The organism is Kribbella sp. NPDC054772, from assembly GCF_053611945.1.
Genome location: NZ_JBSHBJ010000054.1, coordinates 27,038 through 35,655, shown reverse-complemented (window position 1 = coordinate 35,655; position 8,618 = coordinate 27,038). Strand labels below are relative to the sequence as shown.

Sequence of the window (8,618 nt, the reverse complement as noted above, 5' to 3'; positions counted from 1 at the left end):
TCCGCCCGCCCGCCAAGCCCCCCCACCCCCCCCCCCCCGCCCCACCCCACCACCACCCCCCCCCCGGGCTTTGGGGGCCCCCCCCCCCCCCGCGGGGGCGCCCCGGCGCGGGAGAAGAGGCGAAGCCGACCCGGCCGGTGGGCCGAGAGGGCGGCGGGGCCCGCCCGGCCCGCCGCCGTGTCCGGCTGCCGTGCTTCGGTCAACGCTGCCTCGAGAGCAGGTCGTTGGCCTGCTTGGCGGCGTCGTCCAGGGCCTGCTGCGGCTGCTTCTTGCCGGTCAGCACAGCCTGGATCTCGGTGCTCAGCAGCGACATGATCTGCCGCGCCGACGCGTTCGCCTCACCCGGTACGGCGTACTGCAGGGCGTCGTGGAACTTCGCCGCGGTCGGGTCCGTCTGCTCGGACTTGGCGTCGCTGCGCGGCGAGTAGAAGCCGGACGCCTTGCTGAGCGCGTCGAGCTGGGCCGGCTGGGTCATGAACGACAGGAACTTCTTCGCCTCGTCGGTGTTCGCGGAGGCCGCGTTCAGAACCAGGCCACCCGGGATGCCGTACCCGACCTGCTTCTCGCCGGTCAGCGGCGTACCGATCTCGACGTTCGCCGCGCCCCAGGTCTTGGCCACCGTGGCGGCGTCGGCCGGCACGCTGGTCATCGCCATCGCGACCTGGCCCTTGCCGAACGGCGAGTCCGCGACCACGTTGCCCGCGGTGAGCGCGGTCTTCGGGATCGCACCCTCGTCCCACAGGCTCTTCAGGAAGGTCAGCGCCTCCAGGCCCGGGGCCTGGTTGAACGTGACGCTCTTGCCGTCGTCGGCGAACACCTTGCCGCCGGCCTGCCAGAGCAGCGGGTAGAAGTTCAGGTTCAGCGTCGCCTCCGGCGAGGCCGAGTAGTCCAGCGTGGAGAACCCGGCGGCCTTGAGCTTCGGTGCCGCGGCCTTGATCTCGTCCCAGGTCTCCGGCGGCTTGGCGATCCCGGCCTTGGTCAGGACCGTCTTGTTGTACATCGTGGTCGTGACGGTGTGATAGATCGGTACGCCGTACACCTTGCCGTCGACGGTCAGGCCCGGGATCGCGGCCGGCAGGAACTTGTCCTTGTCCGGGGCGACCACGTCGTCGACCGGCTCCAGCGAGCCGCTGTTCACGTACTGCGGGATCTGGTCCGGGATCATCAGCAGCACGTCCGGGCCCTTCTTGCCCGAGAACGCGGCCGCGACCTTCTCCTCACGGTTCGCCCACGGCTGCGCCTCGACCTTCAGGTCGATCCCGGAGTTCGCCGCCTCGAAGTCGGTCTCGACCTTCTTCCAGTAGGCGTCGCTGGCCGCCTGGTCGGCGATCACCGGGTACATCCAGAGCGTGACGCTCTTCTTCGAGTCCGACGAGCCCGAGTCGCCACCGCCGCAGGAGCTGAGCGCGGCGGCGAGAACGAGTGCCGTGAGTGGTGCCGCGATGCGGCGGACGGTGGTTTTCATCGCACCCCCTGGGTGTCCGGAAGTCAGGGCCGGAAGTAGGTAAACCGAATAACGGTCAGGGCCGAAAGTAGCCGGGATGAATTTCGGCTGTCAACGGCTGATATCAACTCGGAACAGCTGAGAGCCGCTCGTCATCAGCAGTTGGTGATCTCCCCGGACGCCGAGCCGCCGGTGCGCGTGCTCGACGAACAGCGTCGGAGTGGCCTTGCTCCCCGGCGCGATCCGGAAGATCTTGTTCAGGTCGATGCTCACGTAGACGGCCTCCGAGGTGGCGACGATGTCGCCGCTGGAGGTCGTCGTCCCGAGCGTGAAGGACTTCTTCAACTTGCCGCTGTCCGGGGCGACGGCGAAGACGGTCTTGCCGGCCACACCCCACAGCAGCCCGTCCGGTCCGATCGTGACCGACGAGACGGTGGCCGCGCCGGGCACCGGCACGGATTCCCACAGCTTCTTCTTCTTGGCCACGTCCCACGCGAACACTGTGCCCGCTGTGCGGGTCGGGGGCGTGGTGGTCAGACCACCGGCGATCGACGTTCCGCCGTACACGATGCCGCAGTGGCTGGTGAGGCCGAAGACGGACTCGTCCTGGACCACGTTCCGGTACTTCTCCGCGGTGTTCGTCGTCGGGTCGTAGATCACCAGTGCGCCGCCGAGCCGGTCGCCGTCGGGGACGGTTCCGACCGCGATCTTGCCGTTCACCTCGGTCAGCGCCCGCGCGCGGGTCTGCAACAGGTCGGGTTTCAGGTTCAGCAGCTGCTTCGGGTTGTCCGGCGTACCGGGCGGGCCGGGGGAGTACTCCGGGCTGCTCCAGGGCTGGGTCGGGGCGTACGAGTACAGGCGGGCCTCCGGGTAGGCGCCGACGTAGACGGTGCCGTTCGAGGCCTCCATCAAGGCCTCTACCTGCGAGAACCGGTTGAACTTCGTCTCGCCGGTGGTCGGGTTGACGACCGACACGCCGCCGTTCAGGAAGCCGCCGGCGTAGATGTTGTCCTTGCCCCCGGCCACCGACAGGATCTCGATCGGCTCCCGGCGGACCTTGGTCTGGAAGATCTCCGACTTGCCGGTCTGCGGGTTGTACCGGAACTCCTCGCCGCGCCACAGCGTGCCGACCACGCTGGTCCCGGGGTAGTCGGGCAGGTTCAGGTCGGCGTACCCGATCGAGCGGGCGTTCTGGATCCGGCCGGTGAAGGTCAGGCCGGTGCCGGTCAGCGTCTTGGTCGCCGGGTCGTACTTCTTCAGCTCGCTCGCCTGGATCATGTACAGCGACCCGTCGGCGCCGAGCGGGGAGATGTCCAGACCGTGCTCGTTCGGGATCTCGTCGACCCAGGTCCGGGACGCGATGTCCCAGACGTACATCGGGCCCGGGAACGCCGTGCTGACCCGGGTGTACACGCGGCCGCCGCGGACGTTCAGGTCGTAGACGACCTTGTCCTTCGGGTCGCCCATCGTCGGCGGGGCCGGGATCTCGGTGACCGCGCCCGTGGCGACGTCGATCTCCTGGAAGTATGCGTCCGGCTCGGTGCCGGTGTACAGCTTTCCGTTGGCGTAGTCGATGCTCTTCACGTAGCCCTGGCCGGCCTTGACCGTGCCGTAGTCGCGGACCGCGCCGGTCTGGTGGTCGTACCGGAACACGCGGCCGTGCGGGTACGTGCCGCCGTACACGTTGCCCTGCTCGTCGACGGTGATCCGCAGGATGAACGACTCGGCGGCGAGCGGCCGGCCGAGGTCCTCCGCGGTGGTCGCGCCCGGCTTGAGCCGGTACAGGTGGCCGTTGTTGTAGGTGCCGGCATAGATGGTGCCGTCCGGCGCGGCGGCGACCGCGTAGCTCCCGTCGGCGCCGGTCAGCGCCGTGGACAGCAGGCTGTCGCCGGTCGCCGGGTCGATGGCGTTCAGGTACGCCGGGCTGCCGCTCGACACGTTCCAGATCGCGGTCTTGCCGTTCGGTCCGGGTGCGACGGTGCCTCCGATCAGCAGTACGTCGGACAGCGGCGTACCGAGGGAGGTGACCGTGGCGGTGGGTGGCTCAGGGGTTGCGCGGGCGGGCGTGGAGAGGGTGCTGACGAGGACGGCGGCGAGTGCCACCGCGACGAGCGAGCGGGCTGATCGCATGCGAATGCCTCCGGGGTGCCGTATTTACGGTCCTGTCCGAAAGTGAAGCCCTCGCGGCGTCACGAAGTCAACGGCTCGGGAAAATTTGCCACTACTGACAGCAACTGCCCCGGTTACGGCCCCAGCCGTTAAGGCTGGATCATGTCTGGGGGATCCGGCCGAGCAGCTTCTGCAGCATCTCGCGGGTGGCGGCGAAGTAGCTGTTCTCGCGGTGCAGGGCCCGGTGGAAGCCGGCCAGTTCGGCCGCCGAGATGGTGTTCGAGAACGTGCTGATCTCGGTCAGGTCGAGCCGCCGGTTGAACAGGTGCACGGTGTCCCGCCAGCGGTGCAGCAGCCCGACCAGGTCCGCGTCCTTGTGCAGCCCGAGTACGCCGGACACCAGCGCGAGGTCGACCGCGGACACCACCAGCCGCGGGTACACCTGCCGGCTGGTCGGCGCGTCCGGCGAGAACCGGTCGTCGTTCAGCAGCCGGGTGTTCTCCTGCAGCTCGTCCGCGACGGCCCGCAGTACCTCGGTACGGCGTTCCGCCTCGGCCGTGAGCCGCTCGACGAAGATGCCGGTCAGCCCGGCGACCAGCGTCAGCGAGTTGACCGCCGGCTCCCAGCGGGAGTTCCCCGGCCAGAGGAACCAGATCACGCCGAGTACAAATGCGACCGCGAGCAGGCCGTACGTCACCCAACTGACGACGGTCCGCCGATTCATGTGGACCAGATGTCGTCGGCGAGGCTGTGCGCGGCCTCGCCGGCCGTCTCCGGTGCGAGCAGCAGCAACTCCAGGCCGAACGGGTTCGGCCGGCGGGTGTACCGGAACTGGGACTGGATCGCCTCGACCGGCGTCAGCTTGCACGCCTCGGTGAGCCGCTTCAGCCGCGCGGTGGAGTACTTCCGGGTGGTGTAGAGCCGGATCGTGTCGCCGGTCGACAGCGGCACCTCGGTGTGGTCCGGCAGCTCCATCCGGATCTCGTCGTCGGTGTCGTTCTGCCAGAGGATCTTGACCAGCAGCGCGTCCTCGTCCTCGACCTCGCCGACGAACTTCACCAGCTCGTGGTTGATCTTGAGATCGGTGTTGTACCGCAGGGCGCTGGTGACGAACTCGGCGAACGCCCGCGTCTGGTGGTACTCGTCGGCTGCTGCGTCCGCGGCCTCCTGGTCCAGCCGGGTGGTGCTGGCGACCTCGAGCAACAGCCGGTCCTGCGACCGGAGCACCCGGGTGAGAGTGCGGAGCAGTTCTTCGTCGTTCTCGAAGTTCGCCAGCGTGTTGCCGGTCAGCGTGAACAGGATCGGCTCCTCGCCGACCAGCCGGGCGAGCATCTGGGCCAGCTCGTCCATGTTGTCGGCGATGGAGAAGTCCAGCTGCACCGGCAGCACCTGGGACACCGGGAACCGGGCGCCGCGGACGGGCTCCAGCGTGCCCATCCGCAGCATCTCCGAGCTCATGTCGACCGGGATGTAGTACATGTCCGCGTTGTGCCGGCGCATGTCGCTGAGGATCGTGCGGTCCTTGACGCCGGTGCCGACTCCGAGGCTGACCAGGTGGAAGCCGCCGTTCTCGACATGCGGCCGGAGCGTGCGCCAGTGCCGCAGGAACGACTCCGCACCGGCCTTCATCACCAGGTAGAACGGGTCGTTCGTCGCGTTCGCCCAGGCGATCGTCGGACCGATCCCCCAGTAGGAGAAGCCGGACGTGATCTGCTTGCCGTCGCCGGACGTCGAGAACGGCCCGCGCAGGTCGCCGGTCAGCGTCGCGAGCTTGTCCGTCTGGTCCTCGCCGACCAGCAGCAGTGACCAGGCGAAGTCGTCGTCGTTCAGCGCATGCTCGAGCTTCCGGACCACGGGTACCGGCTCTGCCACGTCTCACCCCTCACACGATGAGACGACAGGTTATCGGTTGCCGGACCAGACCGCTGGTCAGACCGGAGTGACGGCGTCCGCCTCGCGGCCCTTGGGCCCGTCGACGATCTGGAACTCGACCCGCTGGCCGTCCTCGAGGGTCCTGTACCCGTCGGACACGATCTTGCTCCAGTGCACGAACACGTCGTCCACGTCGCCGCCTTCGACGGCCAGAAAGCCGTAGCCCTTGTCGGCGTTGAACCACTTCACGGTGCCGCGCACCATTGAGACTCCTCGACCACGGGACCCGCTTCACCAGGGTCCCTCCGGTACTTCGCAGTCCACAAGACTAACCGAGGCGGCTCCGAGACAGAGCGCCGTACCCACCAGGACCGCGCTTGCCCAGAGTGGTCCGGAGAAGCCGGCGGCCCCGATCGCGAGGCCTCCCAGGAGCGGTCCGGTGGCGGCTCCGACGTTGAGTGCGGCGGTGGCCAGGCCGCCCGTCAGGACGGGGGACGCGGAGCCGGCGTACAGGGCGTAGGAGATCAGTGTGGAGCCGACGGCGAAGGAAAGGGCGCCCTGGACGAAGACCAGGACGACCGTCGGCGCGGCGTGGCCGGCGGTCAGCGCGAAGGCGCACCAGCCGATCAGCAAGATGCCCCCGGCAACGAATGTGAGCCGGTGGTCGCGGCGATCGGCGAAGCGACCGGCGACGGTCACGCCGGCGAACGAACCGAGCCCGAACAGCGCGAGCATCGCCGGTACCCACCCCACCCCGAACCCGGTCACCTCGGTCAGCACCGGCGAGAGGTAGGTGAACGAGCAGAACGTCGCTCCGTTCACGAGCGCCCCGAGCAGCAGCAGTACGGCGAGTCGCGGCCGGATCCCGAACCGCAGTACCCCGGCCGCGCTGGGGACGCCGCGGGACGGGATCGAGCGCAGGATCGCGACGAGCGCCGGGAGCGAGATGATCGCGACCGCCCAGAACGCGGACCGCCAGCCGAACGAGCGGCCGAGGACGGCCCCCGCCGGTACGCCGACGATGCACGCGAGCGTCGTACCGCCGAGGAGGACGGAGGTGGCGCGGCCCTTGGCGTCCGGACGGACGAGGGTGGTGGCGGTGGCGAGTGCGATGGCCAGGAAGCCCGCGTTCGCGAGCGCGGCCAGGATCCGGGTGACCAGCAGCACGGTGAAGCTGCTGGTCAGCGCACCGGCCACATGCGCGGCGAGGAAGACGGTCAGCGTTACCAGCAGCGTCCGGCGGCGCGGCCAGCGGGCGCCGAGGACGGCGATCGCCGGCGCGCCGACGATCATGCCGAGCGCGAACGCCGAGGTCAGCCAGCCGGCGGTGGGAAGGGAAACGCCCAGGTCCTGGGCGATGTCCGGGCCGAGCCCGGCGAGCATGAATTCAGAGGTCGCCTGGGCGAAAACGGCCAGGCCGAGCAGGTACAGCACGAAAGGCATGGAGGCACTCCGCAACCATGAGAGAACGGCGGCAGACGGGATCGCCTGCCGTTGAGTCGTCTCTGGTTACGGTCTGTCCGCCTCCGGGCTGCTCACGGCGTGGAGCTTAGGGAACGGCGTACCCGCCGTCCACCGGATTAGCCGCGGTGTGACGCGGCGAGACCGAGGAGCCCGGCGGTGACCAGCAGGAGGGCGCTGGTGACGCCCAGGTCGTCGGACTGCAGTACGCCGTTCTCGGTCAGCATCCAGATCGTGGCGCCCCCGGCCAGCACGGTCCCGGCCACAACACCGGGAACGTCCGGCTTGGTCTTCCGTCGCTGCTGGCTCATCTGCGCTCCACCTTGATGCTGCCCAGCCTGAGGTCCAGGTCCAGGGTGACCTGCTGCGGGCCGGCCTTGCCGTCCGCGCCGAGGTCGTCGAGGTTCAGCTGAGCATTATGGCCCTCGTGCTGCTGGTTGAGGAAGGCAACGTCTCCCATCTCGGTCGACAGCTGGCCCTTCACGTCGACGTTCGCCGGCACCTTGACGACGACCTCGCCGACGCCGCCGTGGACGTCGACCTTGGCGCCCGGGGCGAAGGTGGCCTTGGTCAGGTCCAAAGTCACCGACCCGGCGTCGAACTGGTAGCTCGTGCCGGTCGCGGTGATCGTCTGCCCGGCCGGCGCGACGTAGTTGGTGTCGGCGAAGTTCCGCGGTACGCCGGGGAACACCGTGCTCGCCACGGCTCCGACGGCGAGCAGGATGCCCAGCGGAAGCAGGGCCAGCGTGCGCCCGACGAAACCGCCGATCAGCATGCCGCCGCCGAGCGTGGCCAGACCGATGACCAGCATGGTCGCGGTCGAGGCCCCCGCCAGCGCCGCGATCCCGATCGCGAGACCGGTCAGCACGACGATGATCGACTTGATACCGCGCATGCCCTTCGCGGGCGGTTCGGCGCGCTTGGTCGTCGCGACCGGACGGGTGGCGCCGGCCGGCTCGTCGACGTACAGGCCCAGGGGGTCGTCCTCGGTCCACACAGGCTGGACCGGTTCGACGGTGCGGTCCTGGGGTCGCTGTGTGGCCGAGGACGACAGGCCCGTCGGAGGAACGGACGGGCCGGTCTGCGGGGGCGTGTACGCCGAGTTCTGCTGGCCGGTGTTCTGCGGGCCTGGGTACTGATGCGAGGTGAACTGCTGGCCGGCGCTCGCCGGGGACGTGGTGTCCTGCGGGCGCTGCGGCTGGTTCTGCTGCGGCTGGTACTGCGAGGGCTGGTTCTGCTGCTGGTTCTGGGACGACTGCTTGCCGGCCTTGCGGTGCTTGGCGAGCAGCCAGATCACCGCCAGCACGATCACCGGACCGGGGACGAAGTGGCCGAACTTGAACGACGACATCGTCGCGATCGCGGCGAAGATGCAGATCCCGATCACCACCGGCCAGAACCACGGGTGGTCGGTCCGGATCCGGTCGCCGAGCACGCCCTGCACCGGTGCGCGGTCACTGCCCTCGTCGGGCATCAGGACCCAGGCGGCGATGTAGAAGATGATGCCCGGACCGCTGAGGATCAGGACGGCCATCACCACGCGGACCAGCACGGGGTCGATGTTCAGCGCGCGACCGATGCCGCCGCAGACACCCGCGACCCAGCGGTCCGACCTGCTGCGCCGCCAGCTCTGGGGGTTCTGCAGGCGGTCGCGGTCGAACCCGGCGGGTCCACTCTGGTTCTGCTCCATGCCATCGATACTCCCGCGCCGGCACCCCGGATCACATCGGGG

At 69.2% G+C, this 8,618-nt stretch carries 8 protein-coding genes; all 8 read right to left on the bottom strand.

Going from position 1 to position 8,618, the window contains the following annotated elements; translation table 11 throughout:
- Window positions 1–199: 199 nt before the first annotated feature.
- Window positions 200–1,465, bottom strand: coding sequence for an extracellular solute-binding protein (locus ACWGID_RS40385; protein ID WP_452204681.1), 1,266 nt, complete (start codon window positions 1,463–1,465; stop codon window positions 200–202).
- Between the two features lie 90 nt (window positions 1,466–1,555).
- Window positions 1,556–3,574 carry a hypothetical protein gene (locus tag ACWGID_RS40380; RefSeq protein WP_452204680.1) on the bottom strand — a complete coding sequence of 673 codons (2,019 nt, stop codon included), beginning with the start codon at window positions 3,572–3,574 and terminating at the stop codon, window positions 1,556–1,558.
- A 139-nt stretch (window positions 3,575–3,713) separates the two neighbouring features.
- Window positions 3,714–4,277: a hypothetical protein gene (locus ACWGID_RS40375; RefSeq protein WP_452204679.1), complete on the bottom strand. Its 564-nt coding sequence runs from the start codon at window positions 4,275–4,277 to the stop codon at window positions 3,714–3,716.
- Window positions 4,274–5,425, bottom strand: a complete 1,152-nt coding sequence (locus ACWGID_RS40370; RefSeq protein ID WP_452204678.1) for an L-histidine N(alpha)-methyltransferase — start codon at window positions 5,423–5,425, stop codon at window positions 4,274–4,276. The genes ACWGID_RS40375 and ACWGID_RS40370 overlap by 4 nt, the downstream gene beginning before the upstream one ends.
- A gap of 57 nt (window positions 5,426–5,482) precedes the next feature.
- On the bottom strand, window positions 5,483–5,689 hold the full coding sequence (locus ACWGID_RS40365; RefSeq protein ID WP_452204677.1) for a cold shock domain-containing protein: 207 nt from the start codon (window positions 5,687–5,689) through the stop codon (window positions 5,483–5,485).
- Window positions 5,690–5,716: 27 nt separating this feature from the next.
- Complete coding sequence (locus ACWGID_RS40360; RefSeq protein WP_452204676.1) at window positions 5,717–6,868, bottom strand: Cmx/CmrA family chloramphenicol efflux MFS transporter; 1,152 nt, start codon at window positions 6,866–6,868, stop codon at window positions 5,717–5,719.
- 137 nt (window positions 6,869–7,005) lie between these two features.
- On the bottom strand, window positions 7,006–7,197 hold the full coding sequence (locus tag ACWGID_RS40355; RefSeq protein ID WP_452204675.1) for a hypothetical protein: 192 nt from the start codon (window positions 7,195–7,197) through the stop codon (window positions 7,006–7,008).
- On the bottom strand, window positions 7,194–8,576 hold the full coding sequence (locus ACWGID_RS40350; protein ID WP_452204674.1) for a PspC domain-containing protein: 1,383 nt from the start codon (window positions 8,574–8,576) through the stop codon (window positions 7,194–7,196). The genes ACWGID_RS40355 and ACWGID_RS40350 overlap by 4 nt, the downstream gene beginning before the upstream one ends.
- Window positions 8,577–8,618: the final 42 nt, after the last annotated feature.

Coding starts and splice junctions, on each gene's coding strand:
- ACWGID_RS40385 (WP_452204681.1), bottom strand. CDS start 1,465: ATGAAAACCACCGTCCGCCGCATCGCGGCACCACTCACGGCACTCGTT.
- ACWGID_RS40380 (WP_452204680.1), bottom strand. CDS start 3,574: ATGCGATCAGCCCGCTCGCTCGTCGCGGTGGCACTCGCCGCCGTCCTC.
- ACWGID_RS40375 (WP_452204679.1), bottom strand. CDS start 4,277: ATGAATCGGCGGACCGTCGTCAGTTGGGTGACGTACGGCCTGCTCGCG.
- ACWGID_RS40365 (WP_452204677.1), bottom strand. CDS start 5,689: ATGGTGCGCGGCACCGTGAAGTGGTTCAACGCCGACAAGGGCTACGGC.
- ACWGID_RS40360 (WP_452204676.1), bottom strand. CDS start 6,868: ATGCCTTTCGTGCTGTACCTGCTCGGCCTGGCCGTTTTCGCCCAGGCG.
- ACWGID_RS40355 (WP_452204675.1), bottom strand. CDS start 7,197: ATGAGCCAGCAGCGACGGAAGACCAAGCCGGACGTTCCCGGTGTTGTG.
- ACWGID_RS40350 (WP_452204674.1), bottom strand. CDS start 8,576: ATGGAGCAGAACCAGAGTGGACCCGCCGGGTTCGACCGCGACCGCCTG.